General features: G+C 68.1%; 24 protein-coding genes and 2 tRNA genes. 8 read left to right on the top strand and 18 right to left on the bottom strand.

Annotated elements, in window-relative coordinates; all coding sequences use genetic code 11:
• Window positions 1–115: 115 nt before the first annotated feature.
• From BIX52_RS20450 to BIX52_RS20400, 11 genes are all read right to left on the bottom strand, one after another.
• Window positions 116–1,093, bottom strand: a complete 978-nt coding sequence (locus tag BIX52_RS20450; protein WP_075222967.1) for a 3-hydroxyacyl-CoA dehydrogenase NAD-binding domain-containing protein — start codon at window positions 1,091–1,093, stop codon at window positions 116–118.
• Between the two features lie 328 nt (window positions 1,094–1,421).
• A complete protein-coding gene (gene nuoF / locus BIX52_RS20445; protein ID WP_075222966.1) occupies window positions 1,422–2,741 on the bottom strand; it encodes an NADH-quinone oxidoreductase subunit NuoF in 1,320 nt (439 codons plus the stop codon).
• A 60-nt stretch (window positions 2,742–2,801) separates the two neighbouring features.
• Window positions 2,802–4,136: an NADH-quinone oxidoreductase subunit NuoE gene (gene nuoE, locus BIX52_RS23535; protein WP_075222965.1), complete on the bottom strand. Its 1,335-nt coding sequence runs from the start codon at window positions 4,134–4,136 to the stop codon at window positions 2,802–2,804.
• Window positions 4,137–4,222: 86 nt separating this feature from the next.
• Entirely contained in the window at window positions 4,223–4,786 is a 564-nt protein-coding gene (locus BIX52_RS20435; RefSeq protein WP_075222964.1) for a Uma2 family endonuclease, read from the bottom strand.
• Between the two features lie 3 nt (window positions 4,787–4,789).
• A complete protein-coding gene (locus BIX52_RS20430; protein ID WP_075222963.1) occupies window positions 4,790–5,974 on the bottom strand; it encodes an NADH-quinone oxidoreductase subunit D in 1,185 nt (394 codons plus the stop codon).
• A gap of 71 nt (window positions 5,975–6,045) precedes the next feature.
• A complete protein-coding gene (locus tag BIX52_RS20425) occupies window positions 6,046–6,453 on the bottom strand; it encodes a GFA family protein (protein WP_075222962.1) in 408 nt (135 codons plus the stop codon).
• A complete protein-coding gene (locus BIX52_RS20420) occupies window positions 6,453–7,073 on the bottom strand; it encodes an NADH-quinone oxidoreductase subunit C (protein ID WP_075222961.1) in 621 nt (206 codons plus the stop codon). The genes BIX52_RS20425 and BIX52_RS20420 overlap by 1 nt, the downstream gene beginning before the upstream one ends.
• 20 nt (window positions 7,074–7,093) lie before the next feature.
• Complete coding sequence (locus BIX52_RS20415) at window positions 7,094–7,651, bottom strand: NuoB/complex I 20 kDa subunit family protein (RefSeq protein WP_075222960.1); 558 nt, start codon at window positions 7,649–7,651, stop codon at window positions 7,094–7,096.
• Window positions 7,642–8,007: an NADH-quinone oxidoreductase subunit A gene (locus BIX52_RS20410; RefSeq protein WP_075222959.1), complete on the bottom strand. Its 366-nt coding sequence runs from the start codon at window positions 8,005–8,007 to the stop codon at window positions 7,642–7,644. The genes BIX52_RS20415 and BIX52_RS20410 overlap by 10 nt, the downstream gene beginning before the upstream one ends.
• A gap of 187 nt (window positions 8,008–8,194) precedes the next feature.
• Window positions 8,195–8,617, bottom strand: a complete 423-nt coding sequence (locus BIX52_RS20405) for a hypothetical protein (RefSeq protein ID WP_139312829.1) — start codon at window positions 8,615–8,617, stop codon at window positions 8,195–8,197.
• A 168-nt stretch (window positions 8,618–8,785) separates the two neighbouring features.
• Window positions 8,786–8,862: transfer RNA gene (locus tag BIX52_RS20400), tRNA-Asp, on the bottom strand.
• 128 nt (window positions 8,863–8,990) lie between these two features.
• Here BIX52_RS20400 and BIX52_RS20395 point away from each other — a divergent pair.
• Window positions 8,991–9,067, top strand: a tRNA-Val gene (locus tag BIX52_RS20395).
• Window positions 9,068–9,261: 194 nt separating this feature from the next.
• Here BIX52_RS20395 and BIX52_RS20390 read toward each other — a convergent pair.
• On the bottom strand, window positions 9,262–10,578 hold the full coding sequence (locus BIX52_RS20390) for a coiled-coil domain-containing protein (protein WP_139312828.1): 1,317 nt from the start codon (window positions 10,576–10,578) through the stop codon (window positions 9,262–9,264).
• A gap of 146 nt (window positions 10,579–10,724) precedes the next feature.
• The gene (locus tag BIX52_RS20385; protein ID WP_245803250.1) at window positions 10,725–11,351 is read right to left on the bottom strand and encodes a DUF1134 domain-containing protein; all 627 of its coding nucleotides are present in this window, start codon (window positions 11,349–11,351) and stop codon (window positions 10,725–10,727) included.
• 105 nt (window positions 11,352–11,456) lie between these two features.
• Between BIX52_RS20385 and BIX52_RS20380 the strand changes: the two genes are divergently transcribed.
• Window positions 11,457–12,059, top strand: a complete 603-nt coding sequence (locus BIX52_RS20380) for a histidine phosphotransferase family protein (protein ID WP_075222956.1) — start codon at window positions 11,457–11,459, stop codon at window positions 12,057–12,059.
• A 104-nt stretch (window positions 12,060–12,163) separates the two neighbouring features.
• On the opposite strand, the gene ctrA is transcribed toward BIX52_RS20380, so the two are convergent.
• Window positions 12,164–12,865 carry a response regulator transcription factor CtrA gene (gene ctrA / locus BIX52_RS20375; RefSeq protein WP_075222955.1) on the bottom strand — a complete coding sequence of 234 codons (702 nt, stop codon included), beginning with the start codon at window positions 12,863–12,865 and terminating at the stop codon, window positions 12,164–12,166.
• Window positions 12,866–13,623: 758 nt separating this feature from the next.
• On the opposite strand from ctrA, the gene BIX52_RS20370 reads away from it, so the two are divergent.
• Window positions 13,624–13,983 carry a hypothetical protein gene (locus BIX52_RS20370; protein ID WP_075222954.1) on the top strand — a complete coding sequence of 120 codons (360 nt, stop codon included), beginning with the start codon at window positions 13,624–13,626 and terminating at the stop codon, window positions 13,981–13,983.
• 86 nt (window positions 13,984–14,069) lie between these two features.
• Here the strand turns inward: BIX52_RS20370 and BIX52_RS20365 are convergent, their stop codons facing one another.
• Complete coding sequence (locus BIX52_RS20365) at window positions 14,070–15,002, bottom strand: ribose-phosphate pyrophosphokinase (protein ID WP_075222953.1); 933 nt, start codon at window positions 15,000–15,002, stop codon at window positions 14,070–14,072.
• A 596-nt stretch (window positions 15,003–15,598) separates the two neighbouring features.
• Window positions 15,599–16,045, bottom strand: a complete 447-nt coding sequence (gene secG, locus BIX52_RS20360) for a preprotein translocase subunit SecG (protein ID WP_075222952.1) — start codon at window positions 16,043–16,045, stop codon at window positions 15,599–15,601.
• A gap of 197 nt (window positions 16,046–16,242) precedes the next feature.
• Between secG and BIX52_RS20355 the strand changes: the two genes are divergently transcribed.
• Window positions 16,243–17,496 (top strand): reprolysin-like metallopeptidase, encoded by a 1,254-nt coding sequence (locus tag BIX52_RS20355; protein WP_075222951.1) that lies wholly within the window; start codon window positions 16,243–16,245, stop codon window positions 17,494–17,496.
• 264 nt (window positions 17,497–17,760) lie between these two features.
• Here the strand turns inward: BIX52_RS20355 and BIX52_RS20350 are convergent, their stop codons facing one another.
• Window positions 17,761–18,675, bottom strand: a complete 915-nt coding sequence (locus BIX52_RS20350; protein ID WP_075222950.1) for an AAA family ATPase — start codon at window positions 18,673–18,675, stop codon at window positions 17,761–17,763.
• Window positions 18,676–18,885: 210 nt separating this feature from the next.
• On the opposite strand from BIX52_RS20350, the gene BIX52_RS20345 reads away from it, so the two are divergent.
• From BIX52_RS20345 to BIX52_RS20330, 4 genes are all read left to right on the top strand, one after another.
• Window positions 18,886–19,785 (top strand): hypothetical protein, encoded by a 900-nt coding sequence (locus BIX52_RS20345; protein WP_075222949.1) that lies wholly within the window; start codon window positions 18,886–18,888, stop codon window positions 19,783–19,785.
• Between the two features lie 90 nt (window positions 19,786–19,875).
• Complete coding sequence (locus BIX52_RS20340) at window positions 19,876–20,304, top strand: DUF2141 domain-containing protein (RefSeq protein ID WP_075222948.1); 429 nt, start codon at window positions 19,876–19,878, stop codon at window positions 20,302–20,304.
• A 129-nt stretch (window positions 20,305–20,433) separates the two neighbouring features.
• The gene (locus tag BIX52_RS20335; protein WP_075222947.1) at window positions 20,434–22,551 is read left to right on the top strand and encodes a molybdopterin-dependent oxidoreductase; all 2,118 of its coding nucleotides are present in this window, start codon (window positions 20,434–20,436) and stop codon (window positions 22,549–22,551) included.
• A 744-nt stretch (window positions 22,552–23,295) separates the two neighbouring features.
• The gene (locus BIX52_RS20330) at window positions 23,296–23,565 is read left to right on the top strand and encodes a YjiS-like domain-containing protein (protein WP_075222946.1); all 270 of its coding nucleotides are present in this window, start codon (window positions 23,296–23,298) and stop codon (window positions 23,563–23,565) included.
• Between the two features lie 48 nt (window positions 23,566–23,613).
• On the opposite strand, the gene BIX52_RS20325 is transcribed toward BIX52_RS20330, so the two are convergent.
• The gene (locus BIX52_RS20325) at window positions 23,614–24,402 is read right to left on the bottom strand and encodes an enoyl-CoA hydratase/isomerase family protein (protein WP_075222945.1); all 789 of its coding nucleotides are present in this window, start codon (window positions 24,400–24,402) and stop codon (window positions 23,614–23,616) included.
• Window positions 24,403–24,461: the final 59 nt, after the last annotated feature.

Below are 24,461 nucleotides of genomic sequence, written 5' to 3'. Positions count from 1 at the left end.
GGTGCAGCTTCCGACCGGCCACGCCGCCGCATCCTGACCGCTTCGCGCCGCGCATGCGCTCGCGCCCGCCAGCCCCGCTGACCAAGTCGCGAGGCGGGGAGCGCGCGGCAGGGGATCAGGGCAGGTCCGTTGCGGCCTTCTTGTCGCGCACGAGCCGGATGAGAAGGCGGTTGCGCGCCTCCATCATCGCGGCGGTGTCGCGGGTGGCGAGCTCCTCGTCGACCCCGGCGGCGAGCGCGTCGATCAGCGCGGCGTCGACCGTGGGCGTTTCGAGCTCGGGGAACATGCCGGTCGTCGCAGCGCCCAGCGGCCCCTCCAGCAGCCCGCGAATGCCGCCCGCCCCGCCTGACAGATGGATGTTCAGAAACGGCCCCAGCAGCGCCCAGCGGAGGCCCGGCCCGTGGGCGATCGCCGCATCCACATCCTCGACGCTCGCAATGCCCGATTGGACGATGTGGAACGCCTCCTTCCAGAGCGCGATCTGCAGGCGGTTGGACACATGGCCGCGCGCCTCACGCTTCAGGTGGATCGGGTGCTTGCCGATGGCGCGGTAGAAGGCGATCGCCCGCGCCACGGCGTCCGGTGCGGTGGCCTTGCCGCCGCCGACCTCCACCAGCGGGATGAGGTGCGGCGGGTTGAACGGATGGCCGAGCACCACCCGCTCCGGCCCCTTGGCGCAGGCGTCCTGAAACTCGCTCACCATGATGGTGGAGGTGCTGGTGGCCAGAATCGCGTGGTCGGGCGCGGCCTCGTCCAGCGCGGCGAAGAGGGTGCGCTTCATGTCGGCCCGCTCGGGACCGTTCTCCTGCACGAAGTCGGCCCCATCGGCGGCCTCTTCGGCGGTCGCGTGGAAGGTGAGGCGGGCGGGATCCGCGCCGTCCGCCAGGCCGATTTCGCAGAGCGCCGGCCAGTGCGCGGCGATGGCGGCGCGCAGCCTGTTCTCGGCGCCGTCCGCAGGGTCGGTGGCCCGCACTGTCAGCCCCGCCGCGAGGAAGTTGCTCGCCCAGCTCGCGCCGATCACCCCGGTGCCGATCACCGCGACCGTTTCGACCCTGCGCGCCTCCACCGGGACCGCTTGCGTGTTGTCACTCATCGTTTCCGCCCATAATTCATTGACCTGGTCATAGCACTGGCGGCGCCCCGTTGCGCGCGCGCTCAGGTCCCTGGGCGGCATCGCGCATAGGGTGCGGGCCGCGTGGACCGTGACCGCTGTGGCGGACACCCCGCGACGCGGCCCATGCTGTGGCGGGCGGGATGGTGGTTCCCGTGCGGGCCGACAGCGCCAGCGGACAGGACGGCGTCGGAGGGGGCACGCACGGCAGGGACGTGGCGCAGGCGCGGAACGCAAAAACGGCGGCACACCGGGATGCGCCGCCGTTTTGCGGGAACAGGGCCGTTCGGCGCGGGTGCGCCGTGGCGGATTATTCGGCGGCGATCGCCGGGGCGTGGGTCGCCGTCTTGGTGGCGTGCGTTGCCTGATAGGCCTGAATGCGGCGCTCCATCTCCGGCCGGAAATGGCGGATGAGACCCTGGATCGGCCACGCGGCCGCATCGCCCAGCGCACAGATGGTGTGGCCTTCCACGCGCTTCGTCACGTCGAGGAGCTGGTCGATCTCGCGCATCTCGGCCTTGCCTTCCACCATGCGCTTCATCACGCGCCACATCCACCCGGTGCCCTCGCGGCAGGGGGTGCACTGGCCGCACGACTCGTGGCGGTAGAAGTAGGAGAGGCGGGTGATGGCGTTCACGATGTCAGTGGACTTGTCCATGACGATGACGGCCGCCGTGCCGAGGCCGGACTTCTTATCGCGCAGCGTGTCGAAGTCCATGTTCAGCTCGTCGCACTCCCAGTGCGGGATGAGCGGCACGGACGATCCGCCGGGGATGACGGCGAGGAGGTTGTCCCACCCGCCACGCACGCCGCCGCAGTGCTTCTCCACCAGCTCGCGGAAGGTGATGCCCATCTCCTCTTCCACGGTGCACGGGTTTTCCACGTGGCCGGAGATGCAGAAGAGCTTGGTGCCGGTGTTGTTCGGGCGGCCGAGATCGGCGAACCAGGTGGCCCCGCGGCGCAGGATCTCGGGCACCACGGCGATGGTCTCGACGTTGTGGACCGTGGTCGGCGCGCCGTAGAGGCCCATGTTGGCCGGGAAGGGCGGCTTCAGGCGCGGCATGCCCTTCTTGCCTTCCAGGCTTTCCAGCAGCGCGGTCTCTTCGCCGCAGATGTAGGCGCCTGCGCCGTGGTGGACGGCGATGTCGCACGGCCAGCCGTGGACGTTGTCCTTGCCGATCAGCTTCGCCTCGTAGGCCTGCGCGACGGCGGCCTCCAGATGGCGCCGCTCGGCGATATATTCGCCGCGCACGTAGATGTAGCAGTGGTGCGAATCCATCGCCCGGCAGGCGAGCAGGCAGCCTTCGATGAGGAGCTGCGGGTCGTTGCGCAGGATCTCGCGGTCCTTGCAGGTGCCGGGCTCGGATTCATCGGCGTTGACGACGAGGTAGTGGGGCTTGTCGTCACCCTCGGCCCGCTTGGGCATGAAGCTCATCTTGAGGCCGGACGGGAAGCCCGCTCCGCCGCGCCCGCGCAGGCCCGAGCCCTTGAGCTGCTCTATGATCCAGTCGCGGCCCTGGTCGATGAAGGATTTCGTCTCGGACCATTGGCCACGCTTGCGGGCGCCTTCGAGGGTCCAGTCCTCGAAACCGTAGAGATTGGTGAAGATACGGTCCTGATCGCTCAGCATGACGAAAGCTCCAACTGGGCCTTGAGGCGGGTCGTCCCGGAAACGAAGCCGGTCACGCCGTTACGTTTTGGCAATGAAGTCCTGGGCCTGCTCGACCCAGCGTTCGCGGTCGATGCGACCCTTGAACGACAGGTAGGCGTTGACCCACTCCTTGTTCTCCGGGGTCCATTCGGCGATCTGCGCGAAGGTGAAGACCCCGAGGCCGCGCAACGTCTTCTCGATCACCGGGCCGACGCCGGCGATGCGCTGGAGCTGGTCCGGCTCCACCTCGTCCTTGGAGACCGCGCGGGGGCGGACGCCGACTTCGTCCGCGCGACCTGCGGCGGCCTGGTCCGGCGCGGGCGGCATGGCGGGCGCGGGGGCCTCCGGCTCTGCTTCAGGCGCGGCCTCCGCCTCTGCGGCCGGCTCCGCCTCTGCGGCCGGCTCGGCCTCGGCGGCTGGCGCGGCCTCAGCGTCGGCAGCAGGCTCGGCGCCGGTGGCGGGCTCGTCCACGGTGGTGGGGGCGCCGTCCAGCGAGGGGGTGATCTCCGCCTCGGCCGCGGTCACCGGGGTTTCGGCCGCCTCGCCGCCGGGGGCGGCACGGTCGGCTTCCTCGCTGCTGACGCCGCCCGAGGTCGTCTCGACCGTGTCCGATGCGCTGCCGCCTTCGGACCGCGTGGCCTCGACCTCGACGCGGTTGTCACCATCGGGCCGGCCGATATTCTGGCCGGCAGCGGCGGGGGATGTGGGGTCGACGTCACTGTCCGGTGCGGCATCGCCCGGAGCCTCGGCGGCCGGGGCGGGCTCGCGATGCTTCACCTCGGTCAACGAGGTGAGGCCGGTGATGGGCTCGGACCCCTTGCGGCCGGATTGGGGACCCGGCGTCGGCGTCAGCCCCGCGGCCAGCGTGTCGAGCAGCTTGTTGAAGCTTTCCTTGGTGAGATCCTCGAAGGTCTCGGCGCCGATCTGCACCATCGGCGCGTTCACGCAGGCGCCCGCACACTCCACCTCTTCCCAGGAGAAGCGGCCGTCCTCGGACAGCTCGAACGGGTGGTCGGCGATGCGCCGCTTGCAGATCTTGATGAGGTCTTCGGACCCGCGCAGCATGCACGGCGTCGTGCCGCACACGTTGATGTGCGCCACCGTACCGACCGGCTGAAGCTGGAACATGGTGTAGAAGGTCGCGACCTCGAACACGCGGATATAGGGCATGTCCAGCATGTCGGCGACGAGGCGGATGGCCGGCTCGGGCAGCCAGCCGTTGTGCTGCTCCTGCGCCTTCCACAGGATCGGGATGACCGCGCTCGCCTGACGACCTTCGGGGTAGTCCTTGATCTTGGCTTCGGCCCACGCGAGGTTTTCCGGCGTAAACTCGAACGAGGGCGGCTGTTGTTCGGCAAGGCGCCTTACGGCCATGGGTCAGCTCCGAAAGTCGGCGGGCGTGTCTGTTCCTAGCAGGCAGACACGGGAATGGAAGTCCCCGGACGGGGTTCGCGGCATCGTCACCGGATCACCTGCCACAGGGCGTCGATGTCGACGATGATCCCCGGCGGGTCGAGGGTGACGGTGCCGCCGGTATGTTCGGTCAAGGTGATGTCGTCGCCGCTGCGGTGGTGATGGGTCATCACCCGCGTCGCAGGGTCGACGACGAGATAGTGCACGAGGGTGGAGACCCGGAAATACTCGACCGCCTTGGTGACCTTGTCGGTCCGCCCGGAGGAGGGCGACACCACCTCGACGGCGATCAACGGCCGCTCGAGGATCATGTCGTCGCCGTCGACGGCCATGTCCGCGCCGACCGTCGCATCAGGCTCGCGCAGGCTGCGAGGGCCGACGCGCAGGCTGATCCCGTCGGCGAAGGCCTCAACCGGCAGGCCGCCGGCGCGGATCGCGTCGTCGAGCTGGCGCAAGATCCGGGTTTTGATGCGAACGTGCGTCGCGGTCTCCGCCGGCATCTTCACCACATTGCCGTCGACCAGCTCGTAACGCCCCTCGGCGCCTTCATAGGCGCTGAGGAATTCCTCGACGGTGAGGCGGCGCTTGGACGGGTCGACGGATTGCTGCATCGCTTACCGGTCCACCTCGCCGAACACGATGTCGAGCGAGCCCAAAATGGCGGCGACGTCGGCCAGCATGTGCCCTTCGCACATGGTGTCCATCGCCTGCAGGTGGGCAAAGCCGGGGGCCTTGATCTTGCAGCGGTAGGGTTTGTTGGTGCCGTCCGAGACCAGGTAGACGCCGAACTCGCCCTTCGGCGCCTCGACGGCGGCGTAGATCTCGCCCTCCGGAACGTGGAAGCCCTCGGTGTAGAGCTTGAAGTGGTGGATGAGCGCTTCCATCGAGCGCTTCATCTCGCGCCGCGGGGGTGTCGCCACCTTACCGTCGGTCGTCATGTGCGGGCCCGTGGTGACGCGCAGCTTGTCGATCGCCTGGCGCATGATCCGGACCGACTGGCGCATCTCTTCCATGCGGATGAGATAACGGTCGAAGCAGTCCCCGTTCTTGCCGATGGGGATGTCGAATTCCATCTCCTCGTAGCACTCGTAGGGCTGCGATTTGCGCAGGTCCCACGCCGCGCCCGAGCCGCGCACCATCACGCCCGAGAAGCCCCAGGCCCAGCACTCCTCGAGCGTCACGACGCCGATGTCGGCGTTGCGCTGGCGGAAGATGCGGTTGCCGGTGATCAGCCGGTCGAGATCGTCCACCACCTTCAGGAACGGGTCGCAGAAGGCTTCGATGTCGTCGATCAACGCAGGCGGAAGGTCCTGGTGGACGCCGCCGACGCGGAAATAGTTGGCGTGGAGACGCGCCCCGCAGGCGCGCTCATAGAACATCATCAGCTTCTCGCGCTCCTCGAAGCCCCACAGCGGCGGGGTGAGGGCGCCGACGTCCATCGCCTGCGTGGTGACGTTGAGGAGATGCGACAGGATGCGGCCGATCTCGCAGAACAGGACGCGGATGAGCTGGGCGCGCTTCGGCACCTCGACGCCGAGCAGCTTCTCGGCGGCGAGCACGAAGGCGTGCTCCTGGTTCATCGGCGCGACGTAGTCCAGACGGTCGAAGTACGGCGTCGCCTGGAGGTAGGTCTTGTGCTCGATCAGCTTCTCGGTGCCGCGGTGGAGGAGGCCGATATGTGGGTCGACACGGGTGACGATCTCACCGTCGAGCTCCAGCACGAGGCGCAGAACGCCGTGCGCGGCCGGGTGCTGCGGGCCGAAGTTGATGTTGAAATTGCGAACGGATTGCTCGGCCATCTTATGCGGTCCCTGCGGACACCGCGCGCGGCGCGGCAGCGTTCGAGTTGAGGCGGATAACGGACGTCATGTCAGCCGTTCCCCGCGAAAGCGGCCATGACCTCGGCCGCCGTCATCGTCTTGCGCTCGCCGGCGAAGGCGTAGGAGTCCGGCTTCTGGTCGATGAAGACTTCCATCGCCAGGGTGCCGGTGGGAGCCTCGTCGAACAGCGCGGCGTTGGTGGCGTGGAAGGCGCCGTCCTTGGTGCGGTAGCAGATATGCGTGCCGCAGGTCGGGCAGAACAGCCGCTCCGCCCACTCCGAGGAGGCGTAGACCGTCGGCTCGCCCTTGGTGAAGGTCAGCGCGCCGGTCTCCACCTCCATGAACGGCCCGCCCGACCACTTGCGGCACATGGTGCAGTGGCACGCGCCCATGTCCTCGGCCTTCAGCTCGGCGGTGACTTCGATGCCGCCGCAAAGGCAGCGTCCCGTGCGGGCCATCAGTTCACCTTTGCCTTTTCGTCGCCGGGCAGCTCGTACTCGGTGCCTTCCCACGGCGACAGGAAGTCGAAGTCGCGGAACTGCTGGGCGAGCCTGACGGGTTCGTAGACGACGCGCTTGGCCTCGTCGTCGTAGCGCACCTCGACGAAGCCGGTCAGCGGGAAGTCTTTGCGCAGCGGATGCCCGTCGAAGCCGTAGTCGGTCAGAAGGCGGCGCAGGTCCGGGTGGTCGGTGAAGAGGATGCCGTAGAGGTCGTAGGCCTCGCGCTCGTACCAGTCCGCCGCCGGGAAGAGGCCGGAGAGGGAGGGGACGGGCGTGCGCTCGTCGGTCGTCACCTTCAGGCGGATGCGCTGGTTCTGAACCGGCGAGAGGAAGTGGTAGACCACCTCGAACCGCTCCGGCCGCGCCGGCCAGTCCACACCGCAGATGTCGACGAGGTTGACGAAGGCCGCACGCGGATCGTCCCGCAGGAAGCGCACGATGTCGACGATCGCCTCACGGGTGACGGTCATCGTGAGCTGCTCGTAGGCGATCACGCTGTCGATCACGCCGACGGGCGAGAAGTTGCGGACCATCTCGGCGAGGTCGTCGAGGGCGCCGATGTCGGGTTGGAAGGCCATGACGGGCGTGCTCCGCGCAATCAGCGTTCGATGGTGCCGGTGCGGCGGATCTTCCGCTGCAACAGGAGGATACCGTAGAGCAGCGCCTCGGCGGTCGGCGGGCAGCCGGGAACATAGACGTCCACCGGAACCACACGGTCGCAGCCGCGCACCACGGAATAGGAATAATGGTAGTAGCCGCCGCCGTTGGCGCACGAGCCCATGGAGATGACGTAGCGCGGCTCCGGCATCTGGTCATAGACCTTGCGCAGGGCCGGCGCCATCTTGTTCGTCAGCGTGCCGGCGACGATCATCACGTCCGACTGGCGGGGCGAGGCGCGCGGGGCGACGCCGAACCGCTCCACGTCGTAACGCGGCATCGACATCTGCATCATCTCGACCGCGCAGCAGGCGAGGCCGAAGGTCATCCACATCAAGGAGCCGGTGCGCGCCCACTGGATCAGCGCCTCGGTCGAGGTGACGACGAAGCCTTTGTCGGCCAGCTCGTCCGACACGTTGCGGAAGAAGGCGTCGTCCGGCTGGTTGGCCCCGCCCATCGCCGATGTCGCCAGGAGCGGCTTGTCCTGCGTCAATTCCATTCGAGGGCTCCCTTTTTCCACTCATACACGAAGCCGATGGTGAGGATGGTGAGGAACACCATCACCGAGCCGAACCCGAACCAGCCGATGTGGTCGAACGACAACACCCAGGGGAACAGGAAAGCGACTTCCAGGTCGAAGATAATGAACAGGATCGCAACCAGGTAGAAGCGCACGTCGAACTTCATGCGCGCATCGTCGAACGCATTGAAGCCGCACTCGTAGGCGGACAGCTTCTCGCGATCGGGCGACTTGTAGGCGACGATGAACGGCACCACGAGCAGCGCAAGTCCGATGACGCAGGCGATCCCGGCAAAGATGATGACCGGGAGATAGCTGGTGAGGAGGTCTTCCATCCGTACCCCTTCGCGGCAGAGCCGGGCGCGCAGATGCCGCCCAGCCGCCTCATTCCATGTATGGCGGTCCTTGGAATGACTCAAACCGCGCAGCGCCGCAACTCTCCGCGCTCATTTGCGCGTCGATCATCGGGGTTGGACACACCGCCAACGTCATGGTGACGCAGGCAAAGACCGGAACGGAGGCTCAGCGCACGGTGATGTTGAAGCGGTGCCCCACCTTGCGCACCTGCCCCGGATTGCCGGTGGACAGGCTGAAGGCGTCGCTGCCGCGAAACCCGGCCTTCGGCGTGTAGACGACGCGCTGGCTTCCCACCGTCGTGCCGGCGCAGGTGCCGGCATTGCCCCGGAACGCTCGCTCGATCGTCGCCGTCGACTTGGTGATGCTGACGGTGCCGTTCTTCGGCTGGCGCGTGATCGCCACCTCGATCGGCCGGGTGCGGCACTGCGACGTCCAGCCGTGGAAGTTTGCGACCATGACCGCCTTGCCGGCCGAGGTCGTCACGTCGACGGCGTGGGCCGCTGTGAAGGCGCCGGATGCGGCGAGGGCGGCCGCGGCGAACAGAACGGCGCGGGCAAGGCCCGAAAAAGGGCGGGACGCTGAAGTCATTTCGATCTGATCCATGCGCGAAAGCCGGTGCGTCGAAATGGACGCCGCTCGAAATGATGCACGATGCGGTGAAGCGCGCAACACTCGTCGTCACGGTGACTATCGGACCGAGAGGATCTTCGAGGAAGGATCGGATCGTGGGGGAGGTTCTAGACTGGCGGGGTGCCATGGCGAGAGTGACGGGGCTCGAACCCGCGACCTCCGGCGTGACAGGCCGGCGCTCTAACCAACTGAGCTACACCCCCAACCGGGTGGGCCGCGGTGGTGACCGTCGGCCCGTGGAGAGGGGAATTACGGCCCCCGGCCGGTTGTGTCAAGCGACTTTCTTCCCGACCTTTCCAGATCGAAAGCGCCGCGCTATTCAACCCTTCAGGGGCGGTTAGCTCAGCTGGTTAGAGCGGCTGGTTTACACCCAGTAGGTCGGCGGTTCGAATCCGTCACCGCCCACCATCTCCCGCCAAAACACTGGAATTTCAGGCGCATCGGCGAGCGATGGCGCGCGCCGGGCAGGGGAATGCGCCGCGAGCGGCCCCTCGGGACGCGGCGCGATCAGCCGCCGCGTCGACCGCCGCGCCGTGCCTTCGGCGCGCGGACTTATCAACAGGGAAGCGCTCCGCGCGGGGGCGCCGCCGCCGGCGGTCCGCTCAGCTTGCGGCCGCGCGGGCCGCCTTGAAGGCGCGGATCCGCTCGGCGAGCGTCATCTCCTCCGGAGACTTTGTAGCTTCCGGCGGTGCCGACATGTCGATGAACTTTTGCGCCAGGTCGTGAAGCTCGCGGCGCAGCGCCGCCACCTCCGCCTCGCTGAGCGCGGCCGCGTCCTGCGACGCCGCCCGCAACGTTTCGTTCTCGGCCTTCAGCGCGTCGAGCTGCGCCTTCAACGCCTCGTCCTTCTCCGCCAGCGCGGCCGCAGCGGCACCCTCGTCGGACCCTTCCGCGGAGGCCGCCATCGTCTGCCGCATCGCTTCCAGTTCGGCCAACAGCGCGGCCTTCTCCGTGGTCACGACATCGAGCCGCGATTCCAGAGCCGACATCGCCGTGCCCTTGCCGCCGGACGCCTCCCGCAACTCGCCGTTCAGCGTGCGCACCTGGCCTTCCAACTCGTAGATGCGCTGCTGGCGAAGCTCCAGCATCGCCTCACGCTGCTCCACCTTCGCCCGCGCCTCGCTTTCGCGCCGCTCATGCGCCGTGGCGGCCGACCGCAACTGCTCCATCTCGTAGGACAGGCGCGACAATTCGGCGTTGGCGGTGCGGGTCTGCTCCTCGGCCGCCTCGATGCGCGCGCGAAGCTGGTTGCGTTCTTCGCGCAGCCCCTTCGCCTCGCGCTCGGCCACGCCCTTGGCGGCCACAGCCGCGGCCATCTCGCCCGCACTCGTCGGCTTGGGCGCCTCCGTCGCAGGACCGTCCGGCCGCACCAGGCGGTTGGACACCGTCGCCACCTCCTCGCGCAGCGCCTTGATCGTCTCGGCCCGCTCGCGCGCTTCGGCCTGCGCCTTGTCACGCTCGGCCCGCAGCGCGGCGAGGGCGGCCTCGTGCTCAGCCTCGCGCGCGGAGAGCGCCCGCTCACGCTCGGCCGCCTTGTCACTCGCCGCCGCGGCCTTGCGGGCCAGAGCGTCACGCTCCTCGGTCAGCGTCTTCAGGGCGTTCTGCTGCGTCAGCGCGTCCTGCTTCAGCCGCTCCATCTCACGCCGCAGACCGTCCGCCTCCTTCTTGGCCTCGGCGATCTTCAGCGCCGTGTCGCCGCCTTCAAGGCCGCGCCCCTGGGCCGCCGCGAGCCGCCTCTCCAACGCCGCCACCTCCACCGCGTGGTTGGCGCGCATCACGTCCTTCTCGGCCTGCACCGTGGCCGCATCCACCACCTCGCGCCGCGGCCTCTTCGACAGCGCCGTGGTCACGATCGCGAGCACGATGAATGCGAGGACCACTCCGAAAGCTGCGATCGGAAGGGTAAGGTCTTCAAACAACTGAACCACCTTCTATTGAGCGTGCGCGTCCACTGCGCGGCAGCGCCCTCTCATACTCTCCGGCAGCAAAGTCTGTCACGGCCAGCGTGAACGGCCGGCGTGAAACCCGACACAATCCTGCCGGTCGGGCACGCGTGGCCGAGCCGTCAGAACGGGTTCCACGTCGGCTGCGGCGTGAACTTCAAATAGCCCACGTTGATGCCGAGCCGCGCTCCGACCCCCGTGCGCACCGGAACGACGATCACGTCCCCCGCCACCAGCACCGTCATCGCCAGCCCGCCGATCGCATAGGCCGACCCCTCGACGCCGCCGAACCGGCCCATGATCCGCGATGCGTCGGGGAGATTGTAGACCAGCATCATCACCCGGCTGCCCGAGCCGCCGAAGTCCCAGCCGATCGACGGGCCCTGCCAGAAGAGCTTGTGACGGCCGAGCTGAGTGGTGTTCAAGACACCCTCGCCATAGCGCACGCCGCCGATCAGGGCGCCGGAGGCCTCCTCGCCCAGGATGTAGCCGTTGGGCTGGCCGAACTTTGAGAAGATCACCTGGATGAGCTGGGCGAGCTCTCCCGACGTCTCGCCGAAGAACTCCGTGCCCGCCGCGACGAGTTCGGGCGCTGAATAGGTTACGACCGGCTGAACCTGTTGCGAGCGGCTCGCGGGGGCGCCGGCGGCCTGCGCGGTCGCGGTTTGAGCGTGTGCGATCGGAACGCTGCCGGGCGCGGCCAGCAGCATCGCCATCAGCGCGGCGACGGGGACAACGTGGCGCAGCATGGGACACCTTCGTTCGTTACGGCTAGGGTTTTTCGAGGGCGGCCGATAATGAGGCCCGCCGGTGATGAAAGTGAGGCGCGGCACCCGGCCGGCGCCACGGGGAGCATGATGCAAAGCGAACTCGACCTTGCGAGCCTGATGGCCTCGCGCCTGTGCCACGACATCGTGGGTCCGGTCGGTGCGATCCAGAACGGGCTGGAGCTGATGGCCGAGGACGAATCCATGGCCGAGATGGCCATGGACCTCATCAAGAAAAGCGCCCATCAGGCGAGCGCCAAGCTGCAATATGCGCGTATGGCCTATGGCGCGGCCGGCGGCGCGGAGATGCTGGACCCGGCCGAGGCAGGCCGCCTCACCGGCGAGCTCTTCAAGGGCGAACGGGCCAGCATGGACTGGACGTGGTCCGGCCCCGCCGCACCGCGCATCCCCGTCAAGCTCGCCATGCTGCTCGCCACCTTCGCCCTCGGCGCGGTCCCGCGCGGCGGCACGGTCACCATCGCCGCCGAGGGGGAGGGCGTCGTCGTCACCGCCGCGGGCGACACGCTGCGCAGCCCGCCCTTCCTCGACATCCTCACCGGAGGCGGCGAGATCACCGACCCGCGCGCCACGCAGGCCAAGATGATCGAGATGCTGGCGGCGAGCGGCGGCCTGCGCATCGACGTCACGTCCGACGGCGCGTCCATGGTCCTGCGCACCGTCCTGGCCTGACGCGCTAGGCCCTCTCACGAAGCGAACACGAAAACGCCTCGGCCCAGCGATCTGGGTCGAGGCGTTTTTCGTTGCAGCGGTTCCGGGCACGGGGCGCCCGGCGGTCAGGCCGATTCGCGGTGCTGCTCGGGCTCCGGCTCGCGCAGCACGTAGCCCCGGCCCCACACCGTCTCGATATAATTGCGACCGCCCGTCGCCGCCGAAAGCTTCTTGCGCAGCTTGCAGATGAAGACGTCGATGATCTTCAGCTCCGGCTCGTCCATGCCGCCATAGAGATGGTTGAGGAACATCTCCTTGGTCAGCGTCGTGCCTTTGCGCAGGGAGAGGAGCTCCAGCATCTGGTACTCCTTGCCGGTCAGGTGAACCCGCTGCCCGTCGACGTCGACGGTCTTGGTGTCGAGGTTCACCGCCAGCTCGCCGGTGCGGATGACCGATTCGGCATGGCCCTTGGAGCGCCGCACGATGGCGTTGATGCGCGCCACCAGCTCGTCCTTGTGGAACGGCTTGGTGAGATAATCGTCCGCGCCGAAGCCCAGGCCCCGCACCTTGTCCTCGATGTTGCCGAGGCCGGACAGGATCAGGATCGGTGTGTCGATCTTGGAGACCCGCAGCGTCCGCAGCACCTCGTAACCGGACATGTCCGGCAAATTGATGTCGAGAAGAATGATGTCGTAGTCGTAGAGCTTCCCGAGATCGATGCCTTCTTCACCGAGGTTCGTCGTGTAGACGTTGAACCGCTCGGAGTTCAGCATGAGCTCGATGGACTGAGCGGTGGCGCTGTCATCCTCGATCAATAGAACGCGCATGCAAGTCCCCTCATGCGATCCGCCGGGAAAGCGGGTCTGAATTTATGGTTCGGGCAAGATCACCCGGAGCGGAACGCCGATTCAGTCCCGAATCCTTGGTACCAAAACGGTGCATCGTCCGGCGCGCCGCATCGCTGTTGTCCAAAGACTTTTGCGTGTGCGGCCGGACATGCATCGACCATGAGCGGATCCGGTAAATGATTGCTTAATTCCAGCGCCGGGCCCGTTAGGAAACGCACCAGTTTTCCGGTGAAATCCCAGTTATCCCGCGCATTTCCACATTTGCGTGGTGTGGCACCTATGCAACGCGGTCCTTAACACATGCAAATGTGATGTTGCCGCGCCTGCCCACCGAGGCGGGAAAAATTCATCGCCGATTCAGCATGATGCCGCGGCTTCCGGGCGAATCCTGCCGCACCGGCCGGCAAAATGTTGCGGTGCCGGAGTCCCGAAAGACACAAACCGTCCCGCTTTGGCGACGAAGCCGTAACCATAAGCGAATAAAAGGGCACGCGGCGGCCGAGAGCGAATCCCCGAGGAGCGGCCCTTTTCGGGATCCGTGGCGGCCGGCGGCATCGCAAGAGGGTAAATTGATGGAAAAGAAAGCCGATGCGGTGCTGCGTGTTCGCTGAAGGCCGTCGCAGGCTTTCCCTCTCGTTGGTTAACGAGGCATCCGCGTTTCGACCGGAAGGGCGAACGAAATCGAAAAACGCCGCCAGTAGGTTGGACCCTGCTCAGGACGAGGGGGGCCGAACCACATGAAGCCACGCGAAAGCACCATCCAGGCGAAGGAATTTCAGGCGGCCGCGCTGCGTCGCCAGCTCGCCCAATATGAACGCATGATCGCCGACCTCGAGGTGATCCGCGTCGAGCTCGGCAAGCAGATCGAGGGCGAGGAGCGCCGCTCCGGCGTCGCCGATCCTGCGAACTTCGCCTACTCGACGGTCGCCCGCGCCGCCCGCGAGCGCCGCCGCAACCTCACCACCACCATCGAGGACCTCAACGGCCGGCGCTCTAAGCTGGAAGAGGAACTCGGCGACATCGACGGTTTCTTCGAGGCGCTCGGCGCCGCCAGCGACACGCTTCAAGCCGCGTCCGCCCGCACCGCCGCGGCCTGAACGCCGCGGTTCGCTCCGTCTAGGAGAATTGCCCGATCGCCGGTCCGCGCCGCAGCGCAGGACCCGAGCCGAACGGGCAGGGGGCCTCAGTCGAAGAGGCTCGACACCGACTTTTCCAGCGCCGTTCGCGAGATCGCCTCGCCGATGAGCGGCGCGATCGACACCACCCGCAACTTGTCCGCCTGGGCGATCGGCTCCGTCACCGCGATGGAGTCGGTGATGACGAGTTCGTCCAGCCGCGACGCTTCGATCCGCGCCACAGCACCGCCGGACAACACGCCGTGGGTGATGTAGGCGGACACCCGGTTGGCGCCGTTCGCCAAGAGCGCGTCCGCCGCGTTGCACAAGGTGCCGCCGGAATCGACGATATCGTCGAACAAGAGGCAGTCGCGCCCCTTCACGTCGCCGATGATGTTCATCACCTCCGACTCGCCCGGCCGCTCGCGCCGCTTGTCGACGATGGCGAGCGGGGCGTCGATCCGCTTGGCGAGCTCGCGCGCACGCACCACACCGCCGACGTCGGGCGACACGACCATCAGGTTCTCGAGCGCGTAACGCTCCTTGATGTCGCGGCTCATCACCGGGGCGATGTAGAGGTTGTCGGTCGGGATGTCGAAGAAGCCCTGGATCTGCCCGGCGTGCAGGTCGACGGTCAGAACGCGGTCGGCGCCGGCGCGAGTGATGATGTTCGCCACCAGCTTGGCCGAGATCGGCGTGCGGCCGCCGGTTTTGCGGTCCTGACGGGCGTAGCCGAAATAGGGCACCACCGCGGTGATGCGCCGCGCCGAGGCGCGCACCAGAGCGTCGATGATGATGAGGAGTTCCATCAGGTTGTCGTTGGCCGGATAGCTCGTCGACTGGATGACGAACACGTCCTCGCCGCGGACATTCTCGCGGATCTCGACGAACACTTCCTGGTCGGCGAAGCGCCGGACGGCGGTCTCCGTCAGCGGGAGGTCGAGGTAGCTGGAGATCGCCTCTGCCAGAGCACGGTTGGAGTTGCCTGCAACGAGTTTCATGGCGCCGCCGTTGGAGTGAGAAGACCGCGTTGATAGGCGGGGTCCTCGGATCGACCAAGCGACGCCGTGCCGCGAACGGTCTTGCCCACAGCCTGCGAAGGCGATGCTGCGGCAAATCCGCCACGCTGCTGCCAGCTCGGCGCGATCCTTCCCACCCATGATCGTCAGCGTCATAACCCAAGCCACATCGGCGGGATAGGCGAAAGGCGGCCCTGTGCCATGCCGCGACCGCCGGGCTGACCGTAGGTCGCCCCGGTCCGGCTACGGCAGTCCGCCCATCGTGGTCCGGCTACCGCAGTCCGGCCGGGAGCGCTGCACAGGAGGCGCGCCGTGCCGATCCGGCGGCACCCGCCTGTGGCGTGGCCGCGAAACGCAGAGCGCGGCGCCGGCAAGGCCGGCACCGCGCATCGCGAGTGGCATCGATGGTCGGAGAGGCGCGCGAGGCGTCACGCGCCGGGATCATCCTCGGGCGGCCGATCGTGGGGCGGCCGATTGTCGGGCAGCCGATCGTCGGAACGCCGGGCCCGCCGGAGGGGAGGGGCCGAGGCCCGGCCCGCAGCCGGAGCCGCGCGCCGCGCCGGGTGCGTCCGCGCGCCTTAGTTGCCGTCCGGCGCGGCGGGCGTTGCCGGTCCGGAGGGCGCGGCCGGAGCCGCAGGAGCCGTCGCCGGGCCGCCATCGGTCGGGGCCTCGGGCGCGCCGCCGAACTCGGTGTTGAGCTGGTCGAGCAAGCTACCCTCGCCGGCCGGAGCCGCCGGAAGCGCCGCCCCCGCCGCCGGTGCGCTCTCCTGCCCGAAGTCCAGGATCGACGGTGCACCAGCCTGCTGTTTGGCGATCAAGCCCAGCGCAAGCGAGGTGAGGAAGAATATGACTGCGAGGATGGTCGTGGTGCGCGTCAACAAGTTGGCGCTGCCGCGAGCGGAGAACATAGCGCCTCCGCCACCGCCGCCGATGCCGAGCGCGCCGCCTTCCGACCGCTGGATGAGGATGACCGCAATAAGTGCGATCACGATCATGAGATGGATGACTATGATGACGGTTTGCATGCGTACGCCTGTGGGGACCTAACCAGTCGCATGTAAAGACCGCGTCACCGCTTGTCATCTCGCGGTGGGGATAAAGTTGCGTACCGGCGCCGTCGGAAACGGCCACCCTCGTCTGTGTGTGTGGATGGGGAAGTGTAATGTGTGCCATCTGTGAACTCAACCGGGGCCGTGTCATGGCCGCTCCGGATCCCGGACCCGTGTCCGATTACGAAGCCGCGACCGCGTCGTTCGCGGGCAGTGCCGACTGGCATGCCCTCATCGACGAACGGCCGCCCTCCCGCTTCAACGCGATGACCGAACCCGGTGCGCCGGTGATCGTAACATACGGTTTTGCGCCGGAGCGTAACGCCAACGTCAAGCGCGCGGTCGCCGACGACAATCTGATCGACGCCGCGCGCGAGGTCGTCGCCTACGCCGAAACCGTCACCGGCGTGCGCTTCGTCGAAGTGCCGAACACCGCCGACCCGATGGTCACGTTCGAGTACAACACGAACGGAACCGGCGCGTCCTCCGGCCGCGTGCCGCAGGTGAGCGAGGCGAACGCCAACACCGTCGGCGGCATCGTCATCAGCGAATATCTCGGCGGTGTGCTGGAGCCGGGCGGGCAGGGCTTCCAGGTCATGCTGCACGAGCTCGGCCACGCCCTGGGGCTGAAGCACCCGCACCAGGGCGATACGCAGCTTCCATACGCCGCGGACAACACCGGCAACACGGTGATGAGCTACAATTGGACCGGCGAATCCAAGGTCAGCTACCAGCCGCTGGACCGCATGGCGCTGCGCTTCCTCTATGGCGAGGCCGACGCCTTCGACGGTGTGACCACGACCTTCAACGAGAGCAACGGCGCCGTCGTCGCCAAGGGCACCGGCGGCGGGGACACGCTCGTCGGCGTCAACGGCGTGTCGATCCTGCTCGGATTTTCCGGCAACGACCTGCTCATCGGCCGCGAGGCGAACGACCGCCTGAATGGCGGCGGGGGCAACGACGACTTGCGCGGCCTCGGCGGCAACGACGTGTTGATGGCCGGCGGCGGCAACGACAACGTGGCCGGCGGCAACGGGGCCGACCGCCTGCTCGGCCAGCGCGGCAAGGACTGGCTCTTCGGCGACGGCGGCAACGATCTGCTGCTCGGCGGCGCGGGCAACGACAACCTGGCCGGCGGTACGGGCAACGACACGCTGAACGGCGGCCGCGGCCGTGACGTTTACGAGGGTGGCAGCGGCGCGGACCTGTTCGTCGCCGCCGCGAAGGGGCGTGACAACGTCACCGACTTCAACCCGCGCGAGGGCGACCGGATCGACATTTCCGACCTCGACATGACCGCCTCACAGGCCGCGGACCGGCTGCAGGACATGCGCGGCAATCTGGTCTTCGACACCGGCGACGGCTTCCTGACCCTCGACGGCGCCGGCGGCATGAACGGGTCCGCCGACTGGTTCTTCATCGGCTGACCGCACGCCCCTCGACAGGAACGCAAAGGTTCCGGCCGTTTCGCGGCCGGTGCAGGGCGGGTCCGGGATGGCGCGGCGCCCCGGACAACCGCAGTGACCCCCGCGCACACGGCCCCGGCACGGGCCGACCCCACCGGCGTACCCGCATGAGGTCCCCCATGCGGGTACGTTGGCGCGGGTAAGTTGGCGCGAATACGTTGGCGTAGGTATGTTGGCGCGGGTTTTTCGCGGCGGCCTATCGTGCCGGCCTCTCGGCGCGGCGCCTCAGAGCGTGGCGTTGCCGGCCGACTGGGTGCGCATCTCCTCGATCAGCCGCTGCACCTCCGACCCGCGCACCTTGGCGATATCGTCCTGATACTTCAGCAGAACGCCCAGCGTGTCTCCGGCGACGCCAGGTTCCAGCACGAGCTGGTCCAGCTCGGCCAGCGCCTGGGCCCAGTCCAGCGTCTCGGCCACGCCCGGCGGCTTGAAGAGATCGCCCGCCCTGAGGCGCTGCACGAAGCCGACGACCTCGTCGGAGAGCCGCTCCCCCGCGCCCGGCACCTTGCGCTTGACGATCTCCCGCTCGCGCGCCAGCGAGGGATAGTCCACCCAGTGGTAAAGACACCGCCGCTTCAGCGCGTCGTGGATCTCGCGCGTGCGGTTGGTGGTCACGATGACGATCGGCGCCTCGGCCGCCTTCACGGTGCCGAGCTCCGGGATCGTCACCTGGAAGTCCGACAGGATCTCGAGCAGGAAGGCCTCGAACGCCTCGTCGGCGCGGTCCAGCTCGTCGATCAGCAGGATCGGCGCCCCCTCCGGCGGCGTTTCGAGCGCCTCCAGTAGCGGGCGGCGGATGAGGAAGCGCTCGGCGAAGATGCCGTCCACACCCGAACCGTCACCCACATGGGCTTCGGCCTGGCGGATGGCGATCATCTGCGCGGCATAGTTCCACTCATAGAGCGCGGCGGCCTGGTCCAGCCCCTCATAGCACTGCAGGCGGATCAGCTTGCGGCCCAGCGCGGCAGCCAGGACCTTGGCGATCTCGGTCTTGCCGACGCCGGCCTCACCCTCCAGAAACAAGGGGCGCCCCATGCGCAGCGCCAGGAAAAGGACGGTCGCCAGCGAGCGGTCGGCAATATAGTCGGCCTCCGCCAGCAGCGCTTCGGTCTCGTCGATGGATGTGGGAAGGCGGGTCACGAACGGCCTGTCGTTGGATGTCTCGCTGCAAGGCCTAGCCCATCGCCTTGCCCCAGGACAACTCTCCATCACGCTGCGGAAAGTCTTGGTCGTGGCAATTTTGCCCATCCTCCGCATCGCTCCTTTACCGATTGGTTTGAACCGCCGGTAATCGGCCGCGCGCAATCTCCAGCCACGAACGAGACCGCCGGGAGATAAGCGATGAATGGCATGATCCAGCACTTTACGGTTCTGCGCTCCGACGACACCGCGCTGCCGTGGGCCGATGTGCTGGACGTCGTCGGGCGCGAGCTTCTCTTCCGCAACGCCACGACCCTGTCGGGCGAGACGACCATGCACATGACGGTCGGCGGCACCAAAGTGCGCCTCGCCCAGCGCGGGGAGCGGTTCGATGTCCCCGTCGACGGCCTTGCCCCGTTGCGTGTCTGGGAGCCGTCCGCCGCGCTGGGTGCGCACGCCTCCATCGTGTCGATCGCCATCACACCGCGCGATGCCAGCGAGCTTGCCGCACTGCTTTCCATGAAGGTCGGCTTCGCGCTCACCGCCGCCATTGCCGAGGTGGCGGGTGACGTGCTCGCCCTCCATACCCTGCCGAACGACGCCTTTCTGCCGCCCGACATGGTAGTCACCGTGCTCGCCGCCTTCGCCGCCGACGAGGTGCCGCACGAGATCCTGGTCCAATACGCGCCGTACCATCCGCAAAATAGCGGCCTGCTCGGCACCGTTGGGATGATGACGAAGGGTCTTCTTCCGCTCACCGGCTTCGAGCTAGCCGTCGCCCCCACCGCGAGGGGCACCGAGGACGAGGCGTGGCGCCTCGCCGCGGAGGGCGTCAGGCGCCACATCGTCGAAGGGTTACCGCTGCGCGACGGCGAGCTTCTGGCGACCTCCGGTGGCGACGTCCTCGTTCGCCTCGCCGCCGAGTGGCTGATTCCGGGCGTTCCCATGGCCGTTCTGATCCCCGCAGGCGCGCTGATCGAGGCGGACACATTGTGCGTGAAGCCTGAGCTTTGTGCCGACGGGACCGGCAGCCTGGGCGAGGGGCCACGCCGCCGGGGACTCCTGTCACGCCTCCTCGGCGCGGCGCTGCGCCGGGGCGCTGCCGCCTGAGCCGCGCGCCGGGGGAGCATCGTCGTCACCGCATCTGGGACTTTTTGCCCCGACGACGCATTTATCCTCCAAGCATCATTGGGGAGCGTCATGAAGAGAAGCCTGTTTTACGCGGCTGCGGCCATCGCCTTCACCGCAGGGTCCGCCGCCAGCGCCGCGAAGGCGGCCGAAGTGACCGTCACCATCTCCGGCATTCAGCCCGGCGTCGGTGACATCCTCATCGCGCTGCAGACGGAGGACGAATTTCTCGGCCAGGCCGGCACCTACAGCCTCATCGTCCCGGCCGACGCGGAAACCGTGTCCGCGGTGGTCGAAGGCGTCGCGCCCGGCTCCTACGCCGTCGCGGTGGTGCACGATCAGAATGGCGACGGCACCTTCGAGGTCGGCGAGCACGGGCCCAGCGAGGCATGGGGCCTTTCCGGCGACTCCCTCGGCGAACCCGTGTTCGAGAACGTGAAGGTCGACGTCAACGAAGACGCCGAGAACGCCGCCAGCGTGGTGCTGTCCTACCCGATGTAAGGCCATGGCCGCGCGGGCGGTTCATCCCGCCCGACGTGTGCCGGCGGCGCGCGGGGCGTATGCGATTGCGCCGCTTGCAGAGGCTACGCGAATGACTACCCTGGCGCCGTCTGATCCGAAGGTGCCCCCATGAACGCCACTGTCCGCCTGCGCTCCACCTGCCCGCACGACTGCCCGTCGACCTGCGCGCTCGAGGTCGAGGTGGCGGACGGCAAGATCGGCCGCATCCGCGGATCCGCCGCCAACACCTACACCGCCGGCGTGATCTGCGCGAAGGTCGCCCGCTACGCCGAACGGTCCCACCACAAGGACCGCCTCACGGTGCCTCTGATGCGCACCGGCCCCAAAGGGACGGGTGACTTCAAGCCCGTCACCTGGGACGATGCGCTCGACATCATCGCCGAGAAATTCCTCGCCACCGAGGCGGCGCTCGGCGCCGAGGGCGTGTGGCCCTACCACTATGCCGGCACCATGGGCCAGGTGCAGCGCGACGGGCTTCAGCGCCTGCGCCACACCAAGCGCTATTCGCGGCAGTACGACACCATCTGCACCGCCATGTCCTATGCCGGCTTCGTCGCCGGCACCGGCCGCCTGATGGGGCCAGACCCGCGCGAGATGCGCTCCGCCTCCGATGTCATCGTCATCTGGGGCACCAACGCCGTCTCCACCCAGGTCAACGTGATGACCCACGCCATGGCCGCCCGCAAAGCACGCGGCACCAAGGTCGTGGCGATCGACGTCTACGAGAACGACACCGTGCGCCAGGCCGACATGGGCCTCGTCCTGCGCCCGGGCACCGACGCAGCGCTCGCCTGCGCCGTCATGCACGTCGCCTTCCGCGACGGCTATGCCGACCGCGATTTCATGGCCCGCCATGCCGACGATCCGGCGGGGCTTGAGGCGCACCTTGCCACCCGCACGCCGCAGTGGGCCGCCGCCATCACCGGCCTCACCGTCGAGGCGATCGAGGAGTTCGCGCGCCTCGTCGGAACCAACCGGCGCACCTTCCTGCGCCTCGGCTACGGCTTCACCCGCCAGCGCAACGGCACGGTGGCGATGCACGCCGCCACCAGCATCGCAACAGTGCTCGGCCTGTGGGCGCACGAGGGCGGCGGCGCCTTCCACATCAACGGCGGAATCTACAAGCTCGACAAGTCGATGATCGAGGGGACGGACGCGCTGGACCCCACCACCCGGCGGCTCGACCAGTCGCAGATCGGCCGCGTCCTCACCGGCGATGTCGAGGCGCTGCAGGGCGGTCCCGCCGTCGGCGCCATGTTGATCCAGAACACCAACCCCATGGTGGTGGCGCCCGAGCAGACCCTCGTGCGCCGAGGCTTCTCGCGCGAGGACCTCTTCACCGTCGTCCACGAGCAGATGATGACCGAGACCGCGCGGATGGCCGACATCGTGCTCCCCGCGACCATGTTCACCGAGCACGACGACATCTACAAAGGCGGCGGCCACACCCACCTGATGGCCGGCCCCAAGCTGGTCGACCCGCCGGGCGAATGCCGCGAGAACCACTTTGTGCAGTCCGAGATCGCGCGGCGGGTGGGTGCCGAGCATCCGGGCTTCGATATGACCGCCCGCGAGCATATCGAGTGGATGATGGCCGCCTCCGGCTACGACCTCGAAGCGCTCGACCGTGACGGTTTCGTCGACATCGTGCCCCCCTTCGCCGAGGCGCACTATGTGGATGGGTTCGCCTATCCGGACGGCAAGTTCCGCTTCAGCCCGGCCTGGACAGAGATCCCCCATCCCAACAACGGGCCGATGGGGCCGCACGGCGAGATGCCGCTCTTCCCCGACCAGTGGGACGTGATCGAGAAGGCGACCGAAACCGAGCCCTTCCGCCTGGTGACGGCTCCGGCGCGCTCCTTCCTCAACTCCACCTTCAACGACACCCCGTCATCCATCGCCAAGGAAGGTGAGCCGGTGGTGATGGTTCATACCGATGACGCGGCCGCGGCCGGTGTCGCCGACGGCGCCGTGGTACGGCTGTCCAACTCCCGCGGCTCCGTCCGCGTTGCCGCCCGTGTGACGTCCGCCGTCGCGCGCGGCACCCTCATCGTCGAGGGCCTGCACCGCAACGGCGCCTTCATGGACGGGGAGGGGATCAACGTCCTCACCGGCGCCGACGCCGTCGCACCCTATGGCGGCGCCGCCTTCCACGACATCCGCGTCTCTCTGAATGCCGTCGCCGCACCTGCGGATGCCGAGGCGCTGGTTGCCGAGACCGCCTGACCGGGCCCGGCCTACCCTGGGTCCGGATGACGCTGGGCCGAGTGACTTCGCGGAGCCCCGGCCGGGGGAAGCGCCGCGGGGCTCGGGCACTCACCAAGGAACAGCCCGCGTCTGTTCACCGGAACCGGCCATCACGCTGCATCCCGTGGCCGAGCCGCGGCACGCCATCAAGGACAAGCGGCTAAAGCCGGCCTGCGGCTCCTTGACGGCGCACCACGGCCCGGCCCCAGAATTTGCGCGACGGCCGGCTCCAGGGAACAGACGCGAGGGGACCGCTCTGCTGTGACGCAGGTGGCGGGACCGCCGAGTGGGGGGCGATTCGCGTCACTCTGGCGTGCGGGGTGCAGCTATTATCCGCCTGTGTAACCGCTGGATACTACGCGGTTGATTGCCTGCGTTTCGTGCGGGTCTGCCCTGCACATCGGTGCATGCCTCGCCGCGACAGCCCCGCACAGGCTCGCCATGCGACCGGACACGCACGACAGCGAACCCCAACTCTCCGCCGTGAACGCTTTCCGCCACGCCGAAAACCCGCCGTAAGCCGCGGCTGTGCGGCAGTTTTCGGTGCCGGTGCTGAAGCGGGGTCGCGCTGCCTAACTTCGCGCCACATGGCGGCGCATGGACACTCTTCCGGCACCGCGCTGACGTTCAGTTTTCGTGGTGCAGGGCATCAAAATTAGTCGTTCGACTGGCCGGCGGGGCGTGCCCATCTGGCCGTCAATCACGCTCATAAATGAGGCTTCTATGTCTACCGATTCGACAATCGACACCGGCGTCGTCGCCGGGTCCCGCAGCGGCTCCTTCTTCGGAACCCTCGCATCCAAGATCTCCCGCGGCTATGCCCTGCGCCGCCGCCGGGCCGCCTTCGCCCGTCTCGCTAACCTCGAGCAGCACATCCTCGACGACATCGGCATCACCCGCGCCGACATCGACTACGGCATGTCCCTGCCGCTCGCCGACAACGCCGCGCTGATCGTGCGCGAGCGTGCCGCCGCCCGCCGGGCCGGACGCTAATGGCAAAAAGGACGGTCGCGCCGCGTTGCCTCTAGAACCCGCCCGGTTCTAACGCCCCTCGAACTGAGGGTGCCGTTTCTCGGCAAACGCGGCGCGGCCTTCCGCATAGTCGTCGCTGGCATCGGCCGCGTCGACCAGGCGCCACGCCTCTTCCATCAACGCCGGGTCCGCCCCCTCCGCCCCCGCGCGGATCGCCACCTTCGCCGCCGCCAGACTGAGCGGGGCATTCTCGGCCAGGCGGATCACCAGCCGCTCCAACGCCACGTCGATCTCGTCGTCGGACAGGATCTCGTGCACCGCGCCCATCACGAAGGCCCGCTGCACCGGAAGACGACCCGCCGTCAGCATCATCCACCGCGCCATCGACTCGCCGCACACCCGGACCAGACGGGCAATCCCCCGCGGATCGTAGCCGAGCCCGAGGCGCGCCGCCGGCACCATGAAGAAGGCGTCCTCTGTGGCGACGCGGATGTCACACGACAGCGCCAGCGCCGAGCCCGCGCCCACCACCGGGCCTTCCAGCCGCGCCACCGTCGGCTGGCGGATCGCCTCCACCGCACGGCACGCCCGCTCCAGCTGCTCGTCATAGACCCGCGCCTCGGCCGCGTCCGAACGGTCGTCCTCGAAGCCCGAGATGTCCGCCCCGCCGGAGAAGACCTCGCCGTAGCCGCGGAAGATCACCACGCGCACGTCCGGGTCGGCGGTGACGGAGAGGGCGAAATCCTCGATCTCGCGCCACATGCCGGCCGAGATGGCGTTGCGCCGCTCCGGGTTCACCAGGGTGGCCATGGCGACCACGCCCTCTTGCGTGATGTCGACGTGGGGCGTTTCGCTCATCGCGGCCTCGTTGCAGGCGCCGGCGTCACCCGGCCGGCGCGGAATTACAGGAAGGCGGT

The sequence above is a fragment of the Acuticoccus yangtzensis genome (assembly GCF_001927245.1).
GTDB classification, from domain to species: domain Bacteria; phylum Pseudomonadota; class Alphaproteobacteria; order Rhizobiales; family Amorphaceae; genus Acuticoccus; species Acuticoccus yangtzensis.
This window is presented reverse-complemented; position numbering and strand designations above follow the sequence as displayed.

Coding starts and splice junctions, on each gene's coding strand:
- BIX52_RS20365 (WP_075222953.1), bottom strand. CDS start 15,002: ATGAAACTCGTTGCAGGCAACTCCAACCGTGCTCTGGCAGAGGCGATC.
- nuoF (WP_075222966.1), bottom strand. CDS start 2,741: ATGCTGAGCGATCAGGACCGTATCTTCACCAATCTCTACGGTTTCGAG.
- BIX52_RS20425 (WP_075222962.1), bottom strand. CDS start 6,453: ATGGCCCGCACGGGACGCTGCCTTTGCGGCGGCATCGAAGTCACCGCC.
- nuoE (WP_075222965.1), bottom strand. CDS start 4,136: ATGGCCGTAAGGCGCCTTGCCGAACAACAGCCGCCCTCGTTCGAGTTT.
- BIX52_RS20405 (WP_139312829.1), bottom strand. CDS start 8,617: ATGACTTCAGCGTCCCGCCCTTTTTCGGGCCTTGCCCGCGCCGTTCTG.
- BIX52_RS20340 (WP_075222948.1), top strand. CDS start 19,876: ATGAAGAGAAGCCTGTTTTACGCGGCTGCGGCCATCGCCTTCACCGCA.
- BIX52_RS20435 (WP_075222964.1), bottom strand. CDS start 4,786: ATGCAGCAATCCGTCGACCCGTCCAAGCGCCGCCTCACCGTCGAGGAA.
- secG (WP_075222952.1), bottom strand. CDS start 16,045: ATGCAAACCGTCATCATAGTCATCCATCTCATGATCGTGATCGCACTT.
- BIX52_RS20410 (WP_075222959.1), bottom strand. CDS start 8,007: ATGGAAGACCTCCTCACCAGCTATCTCCCGGTCATCATCTTTGCCGGG.
- BIX52_RS20385 (WP_245803250.1), bottom strand. CDS start 11,351: ATGCTGCGCCACGTTGTCCCCGTCGCCGCGCTGATGGCGATGCTGCTG.
- BIX52_RS20345 (WP_075222949.1), top strand. CDS start 18,886: ATGATCCAGCACTTTACGGTTCTGCGCTCCGACGACACCGCGCTGCCG.
- BIX52_RS20420 (WP_075222961.1), bottom strand. CDS start 7,073: ATGGCCTTCCAACCCGACATCGGCGCCCTCGACGACCTCGCCGAGATG.
- BIX52_RS20450 (WP_075222967.1), bottom strand. CDS start 1,093: ATGAGTGACAACACGCAAGCGGTCCCGGTGGAGGCGCGCAGGGTCGAA.
- BIX52_RS20330 (WP_075222946.1), top strand. CDS start 23,296: ATGTCTACCGATTCGACAATCGACACCGGCGTCGTCGCCGGGTCCCGC.
- BIX52_RS20380 (WP_075222956.1), top strand. CDS start 11,457: ATGATGCAAAGCGAACTCGACCTTGCGAGCCTGATGGCCTCGCGCCTG.
- BIX52_RS20430 (WP_075222963.1), bottom strand. CDS start 5,974: ATGGCCGAGCAATCCGTTCGCAATTTCAACATCAACTTCGGCCCGCAG.
- BIX52_RS20370 (WP_075222954.1), top strand. CDS start 13,624: ATGAAGCCACGCGAAAGCACCATCCAGGCGAAGGAATTTCAGGCGGCC.
- BIX52_RS20335 (WP_075222947.1), top strand. CDS start 20,434: ATGAACGCCACTGTCCGCCTGCGCTCCACCTGCCCGCACGACTGCCCG.
- ctrA (WP_075222955.1), bottom strand. CDS start 12,865: ATGCGCGTTCTATTGATCGAGGATGACAGCGCCACCGCTCAGTCCATC.
- BIX52_RS20325 (WP_075222945.1), bottom strand. CDS start 24,402: ATGAGCGAAACGCCCCACGTCGACATCACGCAAGAGGGCGTGGTCGCC.
- BIX52_RS20415 (WP_075222960.1), bottom strand. CDS start 7,651: ATGGAATTGACGCAGGACAAGCCGCTCCTGGCGACATCGGCGATGGGC.